This is a genomic window from Streptomyces sp. PTY087I2 (genome assembly GCF_001687325.1).
In the GTDB taxonomy this organism is placed as follows: Bacteria; Actinomycetota; Actinomycetes; order Streptomycetales; family Streptomycetaceae; genus Streptomyces.
In genome coordinates, this window is the sequence record NZ_LZRD01000003.1 from 318,193 (window position 1) to 337,231 (window position 19,039).

Annotated in this window: 13 protein-coding genes and 2 pseudogenes; 10 read left to right on the forward strand and 5 right to left on the reverse strand. The window is 72.6% G+C overall.

Going from position 1 to position 19,039, the window contains the following annotated elements:
• Window positions 1-2 precede the first annotated feature (2 nt).
• Window positions 3-731, forward strand: coding sequence for an ABC transporter ATP-binding protein (locus A3Q37_RS04840; protein ID WP_065477915.1), 729 nt, complete (start codon window positions 3-5; stop codon window positions 729-731).
• Window positions 732-786: 55 nt separating this feature from the next.
• Here A3Q37_RS04840 and A3Q37_RS04845 read toward each other — a convergent pair whose 3' ends face one another.
• From A3Q37_RS04845 to A3Q37_RS04860, 4 genes are all read right to left on the reverse strand, one after another.
• Window positions 787-2,004, reverse strand: coding sequence for an FAD-dependent monooxygenase (locus tag A3Q37_RS04845; RefSeq protein WP_065477918.1), 1,218 nt, complete (start codon window positions 2,002-2,004; stop codon window positions 787-789).
• 314 nt (window positions 2,005-2,318) lie between these two features.
• Complete coding sequence (locus A3Q37_RS04850) at window positions 2,319-3,455, reverse strand: MFS transporter (RefSeq protein WP_255311734.1); 1,137 nt, start codon at window positions 3,453-3,455, stop codon at window positions 2,319-2,321.
• A gap of 171 nt (window positions 3,456-3,626) precedes the next feature.
• Window positions 3,627-4,580: an EamA family transporter gene (locus A3Q37_RS04855; protein ID WP_065477922.1), complete on the reverse strand. Its 954-nt coding sequence runs from the start codon at window positions 4,578-4,580 to the stop codon at window positions 3,627-3,629.
• Window positions 4,581-4,634: 54 nt separating this feature from the next.
• Window positions 4,635-5,276, reverse strand: coding sequence for a disulfide bond formation protein DsbA (locus A3Q37_RS04860; protein ID WP_065477925.1), 642 nt, complete (start codon window positions 5,274-5,276; stop codon window positions 4,635-4,637).
• Between the two features lie 264 nt (window positions 5,277-5,540).
• Between A3Q37_RS04860 and A3Q37_RS04865 the strand changes: the two genes are divergently transcribed.
• Complete coding sequence (locus A3Q37_RS04865) at window positions 5,541-6,416, forward strand: LysR family transcriptional regulator (RefSeq protein ID WP_065477928.1); 876 nt, start codon at window positions 5,541-5,543, stop codon at window positions 6,414-6,416.
• Window positions 6,417-6,450: 34 nt separating this feature from the next.
• On the opposite strand, the pseudogene A3Q37_RS35375 reads toward A3Q37_RS04865, so the two are convergent.
• Window positions 6,451-6,606, reverse strand: a pseudogene (locus tag A3Q37_RS35375) (methylenetetrahydrofolate reductase); the annotation flags it as partial.
• Window positions 6,607-6,940: 334 nt separating this feature from the next.
• On the opposite strand from A3Q37_RS35375, the gene A3Q37_RS04870 reads away from it, so the two are divergent.
• The 8 genes and pseudogenes from A3Q37_RS04870 to A3Q37_RS04910 all read left to right on the forward strand — a co-directional run.
• A complete protein-coding gene (locus A3Q37_RS04870; RefSeq protein WP_065478008.1) occupies window positions 6,941-8,410 on the forward strand; it encodes an aldehyde dehydrogenase family protein in 1,470 nt (489 codons plus the stop codon).
• Window positions 8,407-9,999, forward strand: coding sequence for an APC family permease (locus A3Q37_RS04875; protein WP_065477931.1), 1,593 nt, complete (start codon window positions 8,407-8,409; stop codon window positions 9,997-9,999). The genes A3Q37_RS04870 and A3Q37_RS04875 overlap by 4 nt, the downstream gene beginning before the upstream one ends.
• A 14-nt stretch (window positions 10,000-10,013) precedes the next feature.
• Window positions 10,014-11,591, forward strand: a complete 1,578-nt coding sequence (locus tag A3Q37_RS04880; RefSeq protein ID WP_065477936.1) for a GMC family oxidoreductase — start codon at window positions 10,014-10,016, stop codon at window positions 11,589-11,591.
• Window positions 11,592-11,630: 39 nt separating this feature from the next.
• Window positions 11,631-12,260, forward strand: coding sequence for an alpha-ketoglutarate-dependent dioxygenase AlkB (locus tag A3Q37_RS04885; protein WP_065477939.1), 630 nt, complete (start codon window positions 11,631-11,633; stop codon window positions 12,258-12,260).
• A 94-nt stretch (window positions 12,261-12,354) separates the two neighbouring features.
• Window positions 12,355-15,357: a SpoIIE family protein phosphatase gene (locus A3Q37_RS37645; protein ID WP_079137665.1), complete on the forward strand. Its 3,003-nt coding sequence runs from the start codon at window positions 12,355-12,357 to the stop codon at window positions 15,355-15,357.
• Window positions 15,358-15,528: 171 nt separating this feature from the next.
• A complete protein-coding gene (locus A3Q37_RS04900; protein ID WP_065477942.1) occupies window positions 15,529-16,065 on the forward strand; it encodes a hypothetical protein in 537 nt (178 codons plus the stop codon).
• 84 nt (window positions 16,066-16,149) lie between these two features.
• Complete coding sequence (locus A3Q37_RS04905) at window positions 16,150-18,456, forward strand: hypothetical protein (protein ID WP_065477945.1); 2,307 nt, start codon at window positions 16,150-16,152, stop codon at window positions 18,454-18,456.
• Between the two features lie 263 nt (window positions 18,457-18,719).
• Window positions 18,720-19,039: pseudogene (locus A3Q37_RS04910) on the forward strand (sugar transferase); the annotation flags it as partial.

The following is a 19,039-nucleotide window of genomic DNA, read 5'->3' on the forward strand; positions in this document are numbered from 1 at the left end:
CGATGCTCGAACTCACCGGCCTGACCGCGGGCTACCACGGCGGCACCGTCCTCCACGGCCTCGACCTGTCGGTGCCCGCCGGTACGGTCCATGCCGTCGTCGGCCACAACGGCGCGGGCAAGACGACGCTCGTCCACACCGTCGCCGGGCTGATGCGGCCGAGCGCCGGAACCGTACGCCTGGACGGCCGCGAGGTCACCGGGCAGCCGGCGCACCGGATCGCCCGGGCGGGGATCGGTCTCGTACCGCAGGGGCGCCGGGTGTTCGCCGGGCTCACGGTCGACGAGCATCTGCGGCTGTCCTACCGTCCGCCGCGCCGGGGCGACACCGGCCGCCCCAGCGTGTGGACCCCCGCGCGGGTGCTGGAGCTGCTGCCCCGGCTGGGCGAGCGCCGGGGCAACCGGGGTACGGATCTGTCCGGCGGCGAACAGCAGATGCTGGCGCTGGCCCGGGCGCTGCTCGGCTCGCCGCGGGTGCTGCTGCTCGACGAGCCGACGGAGGGTCTGGCGCCCGTACTGGTGCGGCAGATCGACGCGTTGGTGACCACGCTGGCGGCCGAGGGCATCGCGGTCCTGCTGGTCTCCCCCAGCCCCGCGCAGGCCGCCGCGTGCGCCCGTACGCTCACGGTCCTCACCTCGGGGCGGATGACGCTGCGCCTGTCCGGGGAGGAGGCCCGCGCCGACGCGACGGCGCTGCACGCGGCGCTGGAGCTGACGGCGACGGGAGCCTGAGAGCGGCGGCGGCACCCCCGCGCCGACCGACCCGCCGCCCCCGACTCCTCCCGCCCTAACGCGCCTTCATGCTGTGCCCGCCGAAGCCGCTGCGCCGGTCTGAGCCACTGTTTTGTGCCTGCCACCACCCGTCGAACGCGGCCTGGTCCATGGCGGTCCAGTCGGGGGTGTTCTCGACCTGCGCGTCGCCCATCCGGCGGGCGAGGGCGACCATCGCGGCCCCGACGGCTCCACGCCGTTCGTCGTAGCTGTCCAGGACCTCCTTCCAGCTGTCCCCGGCCACCCAGGCGGCCTCCAGCGCCGTGGCGTCCTGGAGCGCCTTCACGCTGCCGCCGCCGATGTGCGGCCGGGCGACGCTGGCGGCGTCGCCGACGAGCGCCAGGCGGCCCGAGGTGTAGTGCGGCACCTCCAGGTCGTAGATGGGCTGGATGAAGGTGGTCTCGGCGGGGGTGCGGAGGACCCGGGCCGCCCAGTACGGCGGGAAGTTGTCGGCGACGAGGGCGCGCAGATGCGCGGTGAGCTCGGAGTTGAGGCGGCCGGGCGGCAGGGAGGTGGGGGTCCGCAGGTCCGGGTGGAGGCCGTCGGTCTGCGGGGGCGCGGTGTAGAGCACCCAGTTGAGCCGGTGCCCCCCGACGCCGTCCGGGATGCGGTAGATCATGCAATGGCCGCCGGGGAAGACGATGTTGTGCGCGTCGTTGCCGTCCGACGGAAGGTCCGCGACGTCCGGCGACGTGCCGCGCCAGCCGATGTATCCGGCGTACGTGGCGTCCGCGCCGGGGAACATGGCCTCGCGGACGACGGAGCGGTATCCGTCCGCCCCGATCACCACGTCGAAGTGCTCCTCGTACCCGTCCGCGAGCCGCAGCGTCACCCCGTCGGCGTCCGGCTCGACCCCGGTGACCACCGCACCGGACCGGTAGGTGACCTCCTCGGGCACCCGGCGCCGCAGCTCGCTCCACAGCGAGCCCCAGCTGTAGGCCCGGAAGGGGAACGGCTGCTGGCCGATGACCCGGCCGTGGTCGGCCTCGCCGTCGCGCACGGTCCACACCCGCCGGGTCAGCGGCGCCCAGGGCATCTCCGGGGCGACGTATCCGGCTTCCCGCAGCTCGTCGTACCGGTCGCTGTGGAGGGCGATCCCCACGCCTCTGTCACGGAGCCGGTCATCGGCGCGCTCCAGCACGGTGACCCGCTCCGCCCCTCCGCGCGACGCGGCGAGAGCCGCCGCACACCCCGCTATGCTGCCGCCGACCACGGCGACACTGCCTCCACGCATGACTGGCACTCCACTCACTCGGTGTTCCGGGCGCCGGCCGCGACACCGTTGTCGTGGCGGCGGCGCGACCGGCGGTAAATCGCCCTGCATCAGCGACTGTTGACCCGAATCTGCCGTCAGGACCCGGGCTTGATCCTATCGCGGCACGGCCGCCGGCCCTGGTGCTCGACAGGACCGGCAGCCGAGTAGCAGAGACCTGCCGCGAGCGGGTGGAGGATCCCGGAGGACACGGCCCGGAGCTGCGCGACGTCCGTCTCCTGGTCCCGTCCTCGGGCGAGGGCGGGACCGGACCGCGCTCCGGTGGTCGGGAGGGGTCAGCTCGTCGGCACGGTTCCGCGTCCGGTGACGGCGCGGAGGATCACGGCGAGAGCGACCAGGACGATGCCGAACCAGACGACGCTCGACACACCCACGTGGTCGGCGAACAGGCCGCCGATCAGGGCGCCGAGGGCGATGCAGGTGTTGTAGGCCATCGTGTTGAGCGACATCGCGGCCTCGAACTGCTGAGGTGCGGACGCGAGCGTCATGTTGATCTGGCTGAGCTGGACGACACCGAAGGCGAGGCCCCAGAGGATCATGGCGGCGATCACGCCGACCTTGTCGGCGCCGATGGTCAGCAGCAGGACGAGGGAGGCGATCATGATCAGGCCGCCCACGATGAAGCTGCCGTGCAGGCTCTTGTTGACGGTGTGTCCGCCGATGAAGTTGCCGACCGCGCCGCCGACACCGAAGACGATGAGGACGACGGTGATGAAGCCGACGGTGGCGAAGGTGCTCTCCTCCAGGAAGGGCCGGACGAACGTGTAGGCGCCGAAGTGGCCGAGGACGAAGAAGACGACCATGATCAGGACCACCCGCAGCTGCACATTCTTGAGCGGCAGGGTGAAGACCTCGCGGACCGAGACCGCGTTGGCCGAGGGCAGCGACGGGACGGCGACGGCGACGGCGATGAGGACGACGGCGCTCAGGGCGGACCAGATGAGGAACGTGGTGCGCCAGTCGCCGGCGCTCTCCAGCAGCGTGCCGAGCGGAATGCCGACGACGGTGGCGATCGAGATGCCGGACATCACGACGGCGGCGGCCCGGTTGGCGTGCTTCTCCGGGACGATCCGCATGGCCATGGTGACACCGATGGCCCAGAAGACACCGCTGGCGAAGCCCATGATCAGGCGGGTGCCCAGGATCAGCGGGTAGTTCGGTGCGACCGAGGTGATCAGGTTGCCGACGGCGAGCACAGCCAGCAGCGTGACGAGCAGCTTGCGCCGGTTGACGCGCCGGCTCCACGCCACGATGAACGGCACTCCGAGGCCGGCCGCGATGCCCTGAGCCGTGACCATGAGGCCGGCCGCGCCGACCGAGACGTCGAGGCTCTCGCTGAGCGGGGTGAGAAGGCCGATCGGCATCAGTTCGGTGGTGAGGAAGACGAACAGGCTGGCGGTGATGGCGGCCACGCCCGGCCACCCCCTGGCCGGGGACACCTGATTCTGCGACGTGGCGGGTGGGTTGGTCTCTTCTTGAAGGGTCATGTCATCTCTCCGGATGTGGTCAGGCGTGGGTACGCGCATGCCTCGGGCCGCCGGGATCCGGCGGGGAGGACATGGCGAGGGACGGTGCGCCCGCCGTTATCCGCTGCGTTCCTGTTCCAGAGCGGGTTGGTCGGGGACGTGCGAGACGGTGGTATCGGGTGGGGCGGGGGAGGTCCCCGCCGCCTTCGGTTTGGGTGCGCGCGGCTGGCCGAGCACGATCGCCGCCAAGATGACGACCATGCCGACGATCTGGAGGACGGAAAGGGTCTCGTCCTTGACGAGATAGCCCAGCAGCGTCGCCACGACGGGGCTGCCCAGGGCGAGGAAGGAGACCGCGACGGCAGGCAGCCGCCCGATGCCCCGGAACCAGACCATGTAGCTCAGGACCGCGCCGAAGATGATGAGGTAGGCGAATCCGATGGCGTTGGAGCCGGTCAGCGTGTCGGGGAGGTCTTCCAGCGCCAGCCAGAACGGCAGCAGGACCAGTCCTCCCGCGGTGAGCTGCCACCCGGTGAACGTCAGCACTCCGACGTCCTCCGGCCGGCCCCACCGTTTGGTCAGCGTGATGCCCAGGGCCATGCACAGTGCTCCGCCGATCGCGGCGAGCACTCCGAGGGTGTCGAGCGACGCCGTGCCCCTGAAGACCAGGAGCACCACCCCCGCCACGCCCATGGCCCAGGCCAGAGCATGGACGGCTCTGATCCTCTCCCCGAGGAAGAGGGCGGCCAGGACCACGACGAACATGGGCTGGGCCGACATGATCATGGCGGCGATGCCGCCCGGCAGCCGGTAGGCCGCGAAGAAGAGCAGGAAGTTGAAGGCGCCGATGTTCAGCACGCCCAGGATCAGGGCACGCCACCACCAGACGCCGGCCGGAAGCTTCCGGCCCAGGGCCAGCAGGAGAAGGCCGCCGGGCAGGGCCCGCATGGTGGTCGCCAGGAGCGGCCGGTCCGGTGGCAGCAGCTCGGTGGTCACCAGGTACGTGCTGCCCCAGACCGCCGGAGCCAGGCCGGTCACGACCGCCGTGAGTACGTTCTGCCTGCTCTTCATCTTGCCTCGAATCCCGCGGGGGTCATCAGGGCCCCCGACGTCCGTACAGCCGGCTCAGTCGAAGATCGGGTCGCGGTCACGGCCGCGCTTCAGCTCGAAGAAGCCGTCGGTGCTCGCCACGGCCAGCACTCCGTCCCAGAGTGTTCCGGCGGCCTCACCACGAGGGGCGGGGGTGAGCACGGGGCCGAAGAACGCCAGCGGCTTCCCGTCCGGGCCGGGTACGTGGATGACGGGGGTGCCGACCTCGGAGCCGACCGGGTCCATCCCCTGATGGTGTTCGGCGCGCAGCGGCTCGTCCCAGGAGGTCTCCTCCGCGGCCTCGATCAGGTCGGCGGGCAGACCCGCCTCCGCCAGGGCGGCGCTGATCATGTCGGGGCCGAGCCCGGCCTTGTCGTGGTGGATCAGCCGGCCCATGGCGTTGTAGAGGGGGCGCAGCACCTCGTTGCCGTGGCGCTGCTGTGCCGCCACGCACACGCGCACGCAGGCCCAGCCGTCGATCATCCCCTGGCGGTACTTCTCCGGGACCTCGCGGCCCTCGTTGAGGACCGACAGGCTCATGATGTGGAAACGGGTCTCCAGCGGCCGGACCTGCTCCACCTCCAGCATCCAGCGTGAGGTGATCCACGCCCAGGGGCAGCGGGGGTCCACCCAGATGTCGGCGACGGTCGTCTCGAAACTCGGTGGCGTGGTGCTCATGGCGGTCGCTCGTCCTTTCGGTGTCGCGGCACGGGGGCGCGCGAAGGCATGCCTCGGCGGCTTACGCCCAGGTGCGGTAGATGAGGGAGCTGCGGCGGGAGCGGCTTCCGGGCACGCCGGAGGGGGCCCTGATCAGGGGATCGTCCGACGGAACGGGCCCGAGGGCGTTCCTGCCGTGTGCGTTCCTGACCAGTGTCGGACCGGAGCTATCAATCAGTCCAACACATGCTTGTCACCCGATGGATCTCGTATCACGATGGATCGATGGAGCTCCAGCAGATGCGTTACGTGATCGCGGTGGCCGAGACGAACAACTTCACGAGGGCCGCCCAGCGCTGTCTGGTGGTCCAGTCCGCGCTCAGCCACCAGATCGCGCGCCTGGAGAACGAACTGGGTGCGCGGCTCTTCGAACGCACCAGCCGCCGGGTGCGGCTCACTCCGGCGGGTGCGGCCTTCCTGCCCGTCGCCCGCCAGTGCCTGGACGCGGCGGAGCGAGCCGCCGCCGAAGTCGCGGCGGCCGTCGGGGAGGTGCGCGGGCGCCTGGCGGTGGGGCTGATCCCCACCGTCGCCGCAGTGGACATCCCCACCGTCCTCAAGAAGTTCCACCAGCTCCACCCGAAGGCCCGGATCAGCCTCGGTGTGGGAGCCAGCAACGAGCTCGTCGAACAGGTGAAGTCGGGCGAGATCGAGGTGGCCTTCCTCGGCATCCCGGTCACGGCCCGCCCCCAGGGCGTCACGGCGCGGGAGCTGGCCCGGGAGCGGCTGGTCGCAGTGGTCTCCCCGGACCATCCCCTCGCCGGCGAGACCTCGGTCGACCTGCGCCGGCTGTCGTCGGAGGTGTTCGTGGACCTGCCGGCGAAGACCGCGGGACGGGCCCAGTCCGATCTGGCGTTCACCGCCGCCGGCCTCACCCGAGAGGTGCCCTTCGAGGTGACCAACGCGGACTACCTGGCCCGGCTGGTCGGCGCGGGCCTGGGCGTGGCGCTGCTCCCGCCCACGTACGTCGCCGGGCTGGCCGGTCTGGTCACGATCGAGGTCACGGACGCGCCGTCCCGGGCCGAGTACGTGGTCTGGGGCCGCGAGAGCCTCACCCCGGCGGCCACCGCGTTCCTGGCGCTGCTGGGCATCGAGCAGGAGTGACCGCGGCCGGGGGCGGCCCGGCCGCGGTGGGGGCTCAGGCGTGGGCCGTCAGAGCGGAGCCGAGCAGCGCGCGGTGGATCTCGGAGGTCGGCGAGGACCGGTTGAGCGTGATGCAGTGCAGGCCGGGAGCGCCCTCGGCGAGCAGCTTCTCGGCCATGGCCACGGCGAAGTCGACACCGATCCGCCTGCCTGATTGAGCTGCATACCGGCGGGCTGGCGCGCGAGCGCCTCCGCCTTCAGGCCGGCCCACTCTTCATCGAAAGACACTCGTCCCCAGGGTTCCTGCGAACCGGCGCTGCCCAGCAGGAAACCCTACCGGGTCGTGACGGTTGGGCAGCGTGCCGAAAGCGGGTGGGCAGCTCCCAGCCGTGCCCGTCACCGCTTCCCCCGGTCGGCCGCGCCCGCCGTGCGCCCCCGCCCCACCCTCCTTACCGTCTGTGCTGACGTCGTCGCGCAGGGAGCCGGTGGGCGCCGTGACCCGCGCCCGGCGGGGCGCCCGGCCCGGCCCCGTACAGGAGGAGCCCATGCCGGAGCTGTTCATCGATGGGCAGTGGACCGCTGCCGCCGAGGGGCGGAAGCGGGAGATCCGCTGTCCGGCCGACGGCACACTGGTGGCCACCGTCGACGAGGGCGGGGCCCGGGACGCCGAGGCCGCCGTCGCCGCCGCCCGGGCCGCCTTCGACCGGGGCCCCTGGCCGGGGACGCCCGCCGCCGAGCGGGGGCGGCTGCTGCTGCGGGTGGCGGAGCTGCTGGAGCGGAACAAGGACGCCTTCGCGCGGGCCGAGTCGCTGGACACGGGCAAGCGGCTCGTCGAGAGCGCCTACGACATGGACGACATCGCCAACTGCTTCCGGTACTTCGGCAACCTCGTCGCGGCCGGGGACGCGGGGCGGGTCGTCGACACCGGGCTCGCGGACATCGACAGCCGGATCGTGTACGAGCCCGTCGGGGTGTGCGCGCTCATCACGCCGTGGAACTATCCGCTGCTCCAGACGGCCTGGAAGGTCGCCCCGGCGCTCGGGGCCGGCAACACGTTCGTCCTCAAGCCGAGCGAGCTGACCCCGCACACCGCCGTGCTGCTCATGGGGCTCCTCGTCGAGGCCGAGCTACCGGAGGGAGTCGCCAATCTGGTGCTCGGGGCGGGCGCGGACGTGGGGGCGCCGTTGACCGAGGACCCGCGGGTGGATCTGGTGTCGTTCACCGGGGGGCTCGTCACCGGGCGGCGCATCATGGCCGCCGCCGCGCCCACCGTGAAGAAGGTCGCCCTGGAGCTGGGCGGCAAGAATCCCAACATCGTGTTCGCCGACGCCGACTTCGAGACCGCCGTCGACTACGCCCTGATGGCGGTGTTCCTGCACTCGGGGCAGGTCTGCTCCGCCGGGGCGCGGCTCCTCGTGCAGGACGAGCTGCACGACCGGTTCGTGGACGAGCTGGTGGCGCGGGCGGGCCGGATCAAGCTCGGCGGGCCGTTCGACGAGGACGCCCGCAGCGGGCCGCTGATCTCCGCCGCGCACCGCGACAAGGTCGAGGCGTACGTCGCGGAGGGCATCGCCGAGGGCGCGGTGCTGCGCTGCGGCGGGGCGCGGCCCGAGGATCCGGCGCTGGCGGACGGCTTCTACTACCCGCCCACCGTGCTGGACGAGTGCGCCACCTCGATGTCCGTGGTGCAGGACGAGTCGTTCGGCCCGGTGCTCACCGTCGAGCGGTTCCGGGACGAGGACGACGCGGTCCGGCTGGCCAACGACACCGTGTACGGGCTGGCCGGCGCGGTCTGGACGCAGGACGGCGGGCGCGCCCACCGGGTGGCCTCGCGGCTGCGGGCCGGCACCGTGTGGATCAACGACTTCCACCCCTACGTACCGCAGGCGGAGTGGGGCGGGATGAAACAGTCCGGTTTCGGCCGTGAGCTGGGGCCCGCCGGGCTCGCCGAGTACCAGGAGGCCAAGCACATCTGGCGCAATGCCGCCGCCACCCCGCAGCGGTGGTTCGAGTGAGCCGGACCAAGGGGCCCGAGGACCGGGCGGTGCCGGACAGCAGCCATGACGACGACGCGCTCGGCGAGCTGGGCTACCGGCCCGAACTGCGGCGCACGCTCGGCAACTTCCACACCTTCGCCGCCGGGATCAGCTACATCTCCATCCTGACTGGCACCTTCCAGCTGTTCTACTTCGGCGTCACCTTCGGCGGCCCCGCCTACTGGTGGTCCTGGCCGATGGTCTTCTGCGGGCAGCTGATGGTGGCCCTGTGTTTCTGCGAGCTGGCCGCCCGCTATCCGGTGGCCGGTTCGGTCTACAACTGGGCCAAGAAGATGGGCGGTCCGCACGTCGGCTGGCTCGGCGGCTGGATGATGATGACCGCCACCATGGTCACGCTGTCGGCCGTGGCGCTCGCCTACCAGATCACGCTGCCGCAGATCGACGACTGGTTCCAGTTCGTGGGCGACGGGAGCGGCCAGAACGACCAGGCGGCCAACGCCGTCCTGCTGGGCAGTGTGCTGGTCCTGTTCTCCACGCTGGTCAACGCGTTCGGCGTCCGGCTCATGGCCCGGATCAACTCCGCGGGCGTCTTCATCGAGCTGATCGCCGCCGTCGCCCTGATCATCGTCCTGGGCGCGCACATCACCCGGGGCCCCAGCACCGCGCTGACGGAGACGTACGGGCTGGGCAGCGGCCAGTCGCTCGGCTACTTCGGGGCGTTCCTCACCGCGTCGCTGGCCTCCGCCTATGTGATGTACGGCTTCGACACCGCGTCCTCGCTCGGCGAGGAGTCGCACAACCCGGGCCGCAACGCGCCCCGCGCCATTCTGCGGGCGCTCATCGCGTCTTTCCTGATCGGCGCGTTCATCCTGCTCTTCGCGCTGCTCTCGGTGCCGGACCTGCACGCCGAGGAACTGTCGACGGGCGGGTTGCAGTACGTGGTGCTGGCGACGCTCGGCGAGACCGTCGGGGAGATCTTCCTCTGGGCGGTGGTCGTCGCGATCACGGTCTGTGTGCTGGCCGTGCAGGCCGCCGGGATCCGGCTGATGTTCGCCATGGCGCGGGACAACAACCTGCCCGCCGGATCGAAGCTGGCCCGGGTCAGCCCCCGGTTCAAGACGCCCGTGGTGCCCGCCGTGCTGATCGGGGTGGTGGGCGTCGTCATCCTGGTCGTGAACATCAACCAGCCGCAGATCTTCTCGGTGATCACCAGCATCGCGATCATCATGATCTACGTGGCGTATCTGCTGGTCACCGTGCCGATGCTGGTGCGCCGGCTGCGCGGCGACTGGCAGCCGCGCGAGGGCGCGTTCTCGCTGGGCCGCTGGGGACTGCCCGTGAATGTGCTCGCCGTGCTCTGGGGCACGGCGATGTCGCTCAACCTGGCCTGGCCGCGCGCCGAGGTCTACAACGCGACCGGCCCGCAGCACTGGTATCTGCGCTGGGGCGCGTTCCTGTTCATCGGCGTCGTCGCGCTCGGCGGCTTCGCCTACTACTGGTTCGTCCAGCGGCACCGGACCGGCGTGCTCGCCGAGCACCGGTTCGAGGCCCAGGACGACGGCCCCACCACCCCCACCGCTCCTCCCCCGTCCCCGCCGGCCGGCTGAATTCTGGAGACCCGATGCCCGAAGCAGGCCCTGTACCCGCGTTCGATTACGTCGTCGTCGGCGGCGGTACGGCCGGTGCCGTCATCGCCGCCCGGCTCACCGAGGACCCCGCCGTCACCGTCTGCGTCCTGGAGGCGGGCCCCTCGGACGTCGGGGACGACAGCATCCTGCGGCTGGAGCGGTGGATGGCGCTGCTGGAGTCCGGTTACGACTGGGACTATCCGGTGGAGCCGCAGGAGCGGGGCAACAGCTTCATGCGGCACGCCCGCGCCAAGGTGCTCGGCGGCTGCTCCTCGCACAACTCCTGCATCGCCTTCTGGGCCCCGGCCGAGGACCTCGACGAGTGGGCGGCGCTCGGCTGTACGGGGTGGAGCGCGGCGGACTGCTTCCCGCTGTACCAGCGCCTGGAGACGAACGACGCACCCGGCGACCACCACGGCCGCTCCGGTCCGGTGACCATCCGGACCGTACCGCCGCGCGACCCCTGCGGTACGGCCCTCCTGGAGGCGTGCGCGACGGCGGGCATCCCCACCGTCCCGTTCAACACGGGGTCCACCGTGATCCGGGGCGCGCACTGGTTCCAGATCAACGCCCGCGAGGACGGCACCCGTTCCTCGGCCTCGGTGTCGTATCTGCACCCGGTGCTGGGGAAGCGGCCCAACCTGGAGGTACGGACCGGGCTCCAGGCGAAACGGCTGCTGTTCGACGGCGAGCGGTGCACGGGGGTGGAGTATCTGGAGCCCGACACCGTGCACAGCGGGACGGTGCGCGCGCGGCGCGAGGTCATCGTCTCCTGCGGGGCGATCGACTCCCCGAAGCTGCTGATGCTGTCGGGCATCGGGCCGGCCGGGCATCTGCGGGACACCGGGGTCGACGTACGGGTGGACTCCCCCGGCGTCGGCTCGCACCTCCAGGACCACCCGGAGGGCGTGATCATGTGGGAGGCGAAGCAGCCCATGGTCACCACGTCCACCCAGTGGTGGGAGATCGGGATCTTCGCGGACACCGAGCGGGGGCTCGACCGGCCGGACCTGATGTTCCACTACGGCTCGGTGCCGTTCGACATGAACACCTACCGGCGCGGCTACCCGACCTCCGACAACGCGTTCTGCCTGACCCCGAACGTCACCCGCGCCCGGTCCCGGGGCACGGTGCGGCTGCGGACCCGGGACTTCCGGGACAAGCCGCGGGTCGATCCGCGCTACTTCACCGACGAGCACGACGTACGGGTGATGACGTACGGGCTGCGGCTGGCGCGGGAGATCGTGGCGCAGCCGGAGATGGCCGCGTGGGCGGGGGCCGAGCTGGCTCCGGGGCCCGGCGCGACCACGGACGCAGAGCTGTTCGACTACATCCGCGAGACGCACAACACCGTCTACCACCCGGCCGGAACCGTCCGCATGGGCCCGGCGGAGGACCCCGACTCGCCGCTCGACCCCCAGCTGCGGGTCAAGGGCGTCACCGGGCTGCGGGTGGCCGACGCGTCGGTCATGCCGTTCCTGCCGACGGTCAATCCGTGCATCACCACGATGATGATCGGCGAGAAGTGCGCCGATCTGATCAAGGACGGCCCCACCCCGGTCACCGCCTAGTTATTCGCACACACGCTCGAATAACGTTACGCTCCCCCTATGGCCGTACACCTGCAAAGCTCACTTTTCGATCAGGAGGCCGAGGTCGGCACCCGCCCCCTGAGCGGACTGCGGCGTACCGATCTCGGCCACGGCGCCTGGATCGACGTCCTGCCGCAGTGGCTCCGGGGAGCGGACACCCTGTTCGAGACGCTGGTGCGCGACGTCGCCTGGCGGGCCGAGCAGCGCGTGATGTACGAGCGTGTCGTGGCGGTCCCCCGGCTGCTGGCCTTCTACGGCCGCCACGACCCCCTGCCCCATCCGGCCCTGGAAGCCGCCCGCACCGAGCTCGGCGAGCATTACGCCGCCGAGCTGGGCGAACCGTTCACCACGGCGGGGCTGTGCTTCTACCGTGACGGGCGGGACGGGGTCGCCTGGCACGGGGACACGATCGGGCGGGGAGGCAGCGAGGACACGATGGTCGCGATCCTCTCACTGGGCGCGCCCCGGCACCTGGCGCTGCGGCCGCGCCGCCCGGGCCCCGCCCCGGTCCGCCGGCCGCTCGGCCACGGCGATCTGATCGTCATGGGCGGCAGCTGCCAGCGCACCTGGGAGCACGCGATCCCCAAGACCGCGCGGGCCGTCGGGCCGCGCGTCAGCGTGCAGTTCCGGCCCGACGGGGTGCGCTGACCCCGGGTCTCCGGGGCCGCGCCCGGGGGCACCGCGGTTGTGCGGGTCCCGGCCAGGGCCGATTCTGAGAGTAATGAACCGGGCCGGGCGCGCCGTGAGCGCGGCGAACACGGCGGAGAGCGCCGATTTCCGTGGGCCCCTGGACATCACCAGGGCGGCCACGGTGGTTCTGGACGCCGAGAGCACCGTCATCGGCTGGAGTCCGGCGGCGGCCGAGCTCCTGGGCTACGGGCCCGCCGACGCCCTGGGGCGGCCGCTGAGCGCGTTCCTCTCGGTGCACCCGGTCGGCGGCACGCCCCCGGCCGAAGCGGCCGGACCGTCCGACGTACCCGGAACGGCCGCCGCCGGCATCGGGCCGCCGTCCCTCGTCGGCAACGAGATCCATGTGGCCCACGCCCAGGACGGCCGGGAGCTGCTGGTGGCGACGGCGACCTGCCCGCTGCCGGGCGGGCCGGCCGGCCGTGGCGCCGGCGCGCCGGACCGGATCCTGGTGGCGGCCGAGGTGGGCGAACTGCGGCACTGGGAGTCCCGGATCGCGCTGCTCCAGGGGCTGGCCACGCAGTCGCCCGTCGGGCTGGCGATCTACGACACCGATCTGCGGCTGACCTGGTGCAACACCGCTTACGAACGGGAGATCGGGCAGCCGCTGGCCGCGTTCCGGGGTATGCGGGCCGATGAGCTGTACTCCAGCGGCTTCTTCGTGTCCCCGGGCTATCCGCAGACGCTCGACGGCGTCATGCACCAGGTGATCGACACCGGCGAGCCGATCCTCGACCTGAACTTCCGGGGGCAGCCGCCGAGCGATCCGGGGCGGGACCATCTGTGGTCCTGCGCCTACTACCGGCTGGAGGACGCGCACGGGCATGTGTTCGGCGTGTGCGAGGACGCCTTCGACATCACCGACCGCTACCGGGTCCAGGAGCGGCTGACGCTCCTCGTCGAGGCCGGCCGCCGGATCGGCACGGTGCTGGACGTGGCCACCACCGCCGAGGAGATCGCCGAGGTGGCCGTGCCGGACTTCGCCGCGACCGTACGGGTCGATGTCACGCGGGCCGCGCTGACCGGGGAGACGGCGGCGGTGGGCAGCACGGCGGACATGTCCCTGCTCCGGGTCGCGGACCGCTCGGAACCGGGCACCGCCACCCCGGACCCGGCCCTCCCGGACCCGAACCAGCCGGATCCGGCCCTCCCGGTCCGGGGCGCCCCGGACCCCGCCCTGCCCGAGCCGGGGCGCCCGGACCCGGGCTCCACCGGCTTGGACCGGCCGGATCCCGCCCGGCCGGACCCGAGTCGGCCGGAGTCGGCACGCCCGGGCCGATCGGCCCCCGGCCCCCCGGACTCGGCCTCGTCCGACCCCGCCCCGCCCGAGTCGGCACGCCCGGACCCCGGCTCCACCGAACCGGACCGGCCGGATCCCGGAGTCCCGGAATCCGCCCTCCCGGGGTCCAGCCCCCCGAAGACGAGCCCTCTCACCTCGCCGGACCCGGCGCGCCCGGACCCCGGCTCCACCGAACCGGGCCGATCGGACCCCGGAATCCCGGGCACAGGCCCGCCGGCCCCCGACCCGGACGCCCCGGCCCCTGGTCCGTCGGCCCCCCAAACCCAGCAGGCCGGACCGCACGGCGTGGGCGGGACCGCACCCGGCACCGCGGCTTCCGGCGGTGACGAGCGGGATCCCTATCCGCCCGTCGTCTATCCGCCCGGATCCCCCCAGCACCGCAGCCTCTCCTCGGGTGGGCTCGTGCTCGACGAGGGCACCCTGGTCGTGCCCCTCCGGGCCGGGGGTGCCGTCCTCGGGCTCGTCACCTTCGACCGGGGCATCGCTCCCGACGCCTCCGGTCGGCCCCCCGCCCCCGACCGGGCGACCACCTTCGACAACGGCGAGGTCGCCCTCGCCGACGAGCTCGCGGCCCGGGCCGCGGTCTGCATCGACAACGCGCGCCGCTACACCCGCGAGCGCACCGCCTCCCTCGCCCTCCAGCGGCAGCTGCTGCCGCACCACCTGCCGCCGCAGTCCGCGGTCAGGACCGCCTACCGCTATCTGCCCGCCGACGACGTGACCGGCGTCGGCGGCGACTGGTTCGACGTGATCCCGCTGTCCGGGACCCGGGTCGGCCTCGTCGTGGGGGACGTGGTCGGGCACGGCCTCCAGGCCGCCGCCACCATGGGGCGGCTCCGCACCTCCGTACGGGCCTTCGCCCAGCTCGACATGGCCCCCGACGAGCTGCTGACCCGGCTGGACGACCTGGTGGGGCAGCCCGCGGAGGAGCCGCCCGACGCGTACGGCGGGGCGGTCGAGACGTACGACGTGACCACCGGGGCGACCTGCCTGTACGCGGTCTACGACCCGGTCTCCCGGCGTTGCGTCATGGCCCGGGCCGGGCATCTGCCGCCGGCGATCGTCGACCCCGGGGGTCAGGTGTCGTTCCCGGACCTGCCCGCCGGACCGCCGCTGGGCCTCGGCGGGCTGCCGTTCGAGTCGATGGAGTTCGAGCTTCCGGTGGGCAGCCTGCTGGCCCTGTTCACCGACGGCCTGGTGGAGGCCCGGGACCACGACATCAGCCATGGCCTCGACATGCTGGGCCGGGTGCTCGGCGACCGTTCCGCGTCGCTGGAGGAGCTGTGCGACCGGGCGGTGACCGAGCTGGTGCCCGACGGGACGAGCCCCGACGACACCGCCCTGCTCCTGGTCCGCACCCGCGAGCTCGACGCGGAGCGGGTCGCCGACTGGGAGCTGAGCGCCGAGCCGGTGTCGGTGGGCCGCGCCCGCGAACTCGCCACCGGGCAGCTGGAGGCCTGGGGCCTGGAGGAGCTCGTGTTCGCCACCCAGCTCGTCGTCAGCGAACTGGTCACCAACGCCGTCCGGTACGCGGGCGGCCCGCTGGGGCTCCGCCTCATCCGGGACCGCACCCTGGTGTGCGAGGTCGCGGACACCGGCCACACCTCCCCCCACCTGCGGCACAGCGCGGAGGACGACGAGGGCGGGCGCGGCCTGTTCATCGTGGCGCAGCTCGTCCAGCGGTGGGGCACCCGGTACACCCCGACCGGGAAGACCATCTGGACCGAGCAGGCCCTGCCGCCGGCCGACGAGGCCTGACCGCCCGGCCCTTCTCCGTAGCCCCTCTCCATAGCCCTTCTCCGTAGCCCCTCTCCGTACGGGCCGTTCCACTTTGTTGACAACCCAACAGATCTCGACTTAGGTGTGCCTTACCTAAGTCGACTGGGTGTCCGTGGTTCTGGTTCCGATGCCGAGAAAGGTGCTCATCCCGTGAGTGCTGTTCCCTCCACCCGTACCGTCGCCCGTACGAGCCTGGCCGCCTTCGCCGCCGCCGCGCTGGCCGTGACCTTCGCCTCCCCCGCCGCCGCCGCGACCGGCACCCGTACGGTCACCGACGGAGGCACCACCTACAACCTGTCGCTGACGGCCCCCGACAGCGCGGCCGCCTCGGGCGCCAACATCACTGTCACCGGCAGCGGTTACAACACCGCCCAGGGCGTGTACGTGAGCCTGTGCGTGGTGGACGGCGCCCAGGGCGCCAACAAGCCCTCGCCGTGCCTCGGCGGCCAGGACGAGTCCGGCACCACCGGCGCCTCGCACTGGGTCTCCAGCCTGGGCGGCGGCCTCCCCAACACCTCGCCCTTCGGCGCCGGCGGCACCTTCAGCGTCCAGATACACGTCAAGGCCGACCTCGGCGGCGGCAACGTCTGCGGCGACACCGTCGAGTGCGCCATCGTGACCCGCGCCGACCACACCGACACCAACGACCGCAAGTACGACGTCCACGCTCCGATCAACTTCGTGTAACACCACGAGAGTTCCCCATCCCTTCGCCCGGTCCCGGCCGTTCGTGCCGGGGCCGGGCTCCCACGCGTCCTGACGAGGAATGACATGACATCCACTCCGGGCACCGCTCCCGGCACCCCGCCCGGCGGCCAGAGCAGGCTGAGACGCCGCGCCGGCACCGCCGCCGTCGCCGCCCTGCTGCTCGCGGCGGTCCCCGCGGGCGCGGCGGTCAGCGCCGACGCCGGCACCCCGAAGACCGCCACCGGCCCCCAGGGGCAGCGGCTCACCGTCTCGGCCACCACCGGTCTCGACCCGGCCGGACAGAAACTCCGGGTCCAGGGCGAGGGGTACGGCCTCACCACCGGCATCTACGTCGCCCTGTGCAAGGACAACGGGGACAACCGCGTGCCCTCCCCCTGCCTCGGTGGCGCGGACATGAGCGGCGGTTCGAAGACCTCGCAGTGGATCGTGCCCCCGGGCGACCCGTACGAGGGCGACCTCGCCTCCGCCTTCGGGCCCGGCGGCACCTTCGACGTGGAGATCGAGATCACGGAGAAGGGCGACGGCCTCGACTGCGCCGAGGTGTCCTGTTCCGTCGTCACCCGCGCCGACCACCGCGCCGCGGGCGACCGTACGCAGGACGTCCGCATACCCGTGGCCTTCGCCGGACAGGAGCCCGGGGAAGGCGACGGCGGCGAGGGGGTCGACGTACCCCCGGGGACCGTCTCGTACAAGTCCGTCGCCGAGTTCACCTCGGCCGGCAAGCCGCTGGACCTGCTGCTGCACCCCGACTCGAAGAAGCTGTACGTCGGCGCGGACAACCTCCCCGACACGGCCGACGTCGACGAGCGCGGGCTGCATGTGCTGAACCCCGAGGACGGGACGTCCGAGAGCTGGATCAGCCAGGCCCCCGGCTCCACCGGTGAGTTGCGGGCCTCGGCCGCCGCGCGTATCGCCGGACCGCTGCCGGGCGACGGCGTCGTCTACAACTACCCGCTGCGGGGCGTCGGAAGCGCCGCGTCGGGCGACGAGGCGGCCTCCGGCGTCTGGCTCGCCGGGTCCACGATCACCGACATCGCCCCCGGCACGACCCCGGACACGGTCCTGGTCGCCCAGGGCGCGACGCTCTCCGAGATCGAGCGGGCCACCGGCACGGCGACCCGGACGCTCACCCTGCCGGGCGGTAACCGGTTCGCCGCCGACGTCGAGCGGGGCGCGCTCTGGTACGCCGACTTCGCGGGCGGGAAACTGCACCGCGTGGACCTCACGTCGTTCGCCCTCAGCGGCTCCTTCGACCTGCCCGGCGGGCCGGGCATGGCCGGATTCGCCGTGACGGACCCGGCCACCGGCGCGGTGTGGGTCGGGGTCGACCGGTCCGTGCTGGTCTTCGACGCCGCGGGCACCCTGGTCAGGACGCTCGTCGGCGCGGACCTGGCCCGCGACGCGGCCTTCGACACGGCGACGGGCCGGGCCTACGTCGTCTGGCAGGACGGCGGGGACCTCTCCGACCCGGCCAACGACAACAACGGCACGCTCACCGTGTACGACAGCGAGGACTTCGCCCCGGCCGCGAAGGACCTGTCGCTGCCCGGCAACCACTCCCAGGCCGGTGCGGCCGCGCTCGCCGTCGAACCGGGCGGCGCCACCGTCTTCGTGACCAGCCCCGCCGAGGGGAAGATCACCAAGCTGGTCCGGCAGGTCTCGCCCCTGGTGACCCGCGCACCCGCGGACCTCACGGCGAAGGAGGGCGAGGAGGTCACCCTCACCGCCGAGGCGGAGGGCGCCCCGGAGCCCACGGTCCGCTGGCAGGTCAGCACCGACGGCTCGCAGACCTGGCAGGACGTCGAGGGCGCGACGGAGCCCGCCCTCACGTTCACCGCGCGCACGGCACAGGACGGCTACCGCTACCGCGCCGAGTTCCGCAACGCCGTCGGCACCACCCGCACCGCCGCCGTGACGCTCACCGTCACCCCGGCGACCGGCGGCGACAGCGGAGGAGACACGGGCGGGGACACGGCCGGGAACACGGGTGGCGACTCCGGAGGAGACACCGGAGGGGACACCGGTGGCGCCGGTGATGCCTCGAACGGCTCCGGCAGTACGGGAGGTGACGGCTCGACAGGCGGTGACAGCGGTACGCAGTCGGGTGCCGGCTCCACCACCGGTGACGCCAACTCCACCGGCGGCTCCACCGGGACGGCGGGGGGCTCCACGGGTACGGCCGGGGGTTCCGGCTCCACGGTCGGCGGAGGGGTCGGGGGCGGCACCGGGACCGCCGCCACGTCCGGCGGCGGCAGCCTGGCCGCCACCGGGGCCACTGTGATGTCAGTAACTCTCGCAGCGGTGGCGCTCGTTGGCGCAGGAGTGCTGGTCCACCGGCGCACCAGGCGGCGCACGGAGGGCGCACTCTGACGTCGTAGCAGCCCCCGCCCCCTTCGGGGGTCCCGCACAAGCGCTTACCCGGCTGTCACTCCATCACTTTCCTTGCCCATCAGGCGACATCGGATGTTTCCAGTCGATCGGAGGTGTCTGGACCGAGCCGTCTGAACTTCACGAGAACTCCAGCGAAATGGCACGTGTGTGGATATCGTGCACCGGGCGAGGGCGCATCCGTCAGTCCATGGGATCGACGGATGCGTCCCGTTTGTGGGGGTGCAACTGTGGCTGGGGGGCTCATGGGGCATGTCGAAATACCTGATACCGATCTGTCCGGACCGGTGGGGCTCCGGGGCGCACCGCGCCCTCGCCCCGCCGCCTCCCGGAATCGCACGGCGGCCCTGGAGCAACTCTGGCGGGCCCCGACGGCTCAGCGCGACCCGGCCGGCCCGGCGCAGGCCCGGCGGAAGCCGGCGCCCGGGCCGGTTCTCGCCGCGCTGACCGACCTGCTGGGTCTGGCCGGTCCGGCCTGGCTGCTGCTGCGCGCGGGGGACCAGCCCCGTCCGGTGGCGGCCGCCGCGGTGGCGGGGCTGCTGTGGGCCGGGCTGCGCGGCGCCCG

Bases quoted from the DNA above. Each gene is read 5' to 3' on its own strand.
- A3Q37_RS04840 (WP_065477915.1), top strand. From the start codon at position 3: ATGCTCGAACTCACCGGCCTGACCGCGGGCTACCACGGCGGCACCGTC.
- A3Q37_RS04845 (WP_065477918.1), bottom strand. From the start codon at position 2,004: ATGCGTGGAGGCAGTGTCGCCGTGGTCGGCGGCAGCATAGCGGGGTGT.
- A3Q37_RS04855 (WP_065477922.1), bottom strand. From the start codon at position 4,580: ATGAAGAGCAGGCAGAACGTACTCACGGCGGTCGTGACCGGCCTGGCT.
- A3Q37_RS04860 (WP_065477925.1), bottom strand. From the start codon at position 5,276: ATGAGCACCACGCCACCGAGTTTCGAGACGACCGTCGCCGACATCTGG.
- A3Q37_RS04865 (WP_065477928.1), top strand. From the start codon at position 5,541: ATGGAGCTCCAGCAGATGCGTTACGTGATCGCGGTGGCCGAGACGAAC.
- A3Q37_RS04870 (WP_065478008.1), top strand. From the start codon at position 6,941: ATGCCGGAGCTGTTCATCGATGGGCAGTGGACCGCTGCCGCCGAGGGG.
- A3Q37_RS04880 (WP_065477936.1), top strand. From the start codon at position 10,014: ATGCCCGAAGCAGGCCCTGTACCCGCGTTCGATTACGTCGTCGTCGGC.
- A3Q37_RS04885 (WP_065477939.1), top strand. From the start codon at position 11,631: ATGGCCGTACACCTGCAAAGCTCACTTTTCGATCAGGAGGCCGAGGTC.
- A3Q37_RS04905 (WP_065477945.1), top strand. From the start codon at position 16,150: ATGACATCCACTCCGGGCACCGCTCCCGGCACCCCGCCCGGCGGCCAG.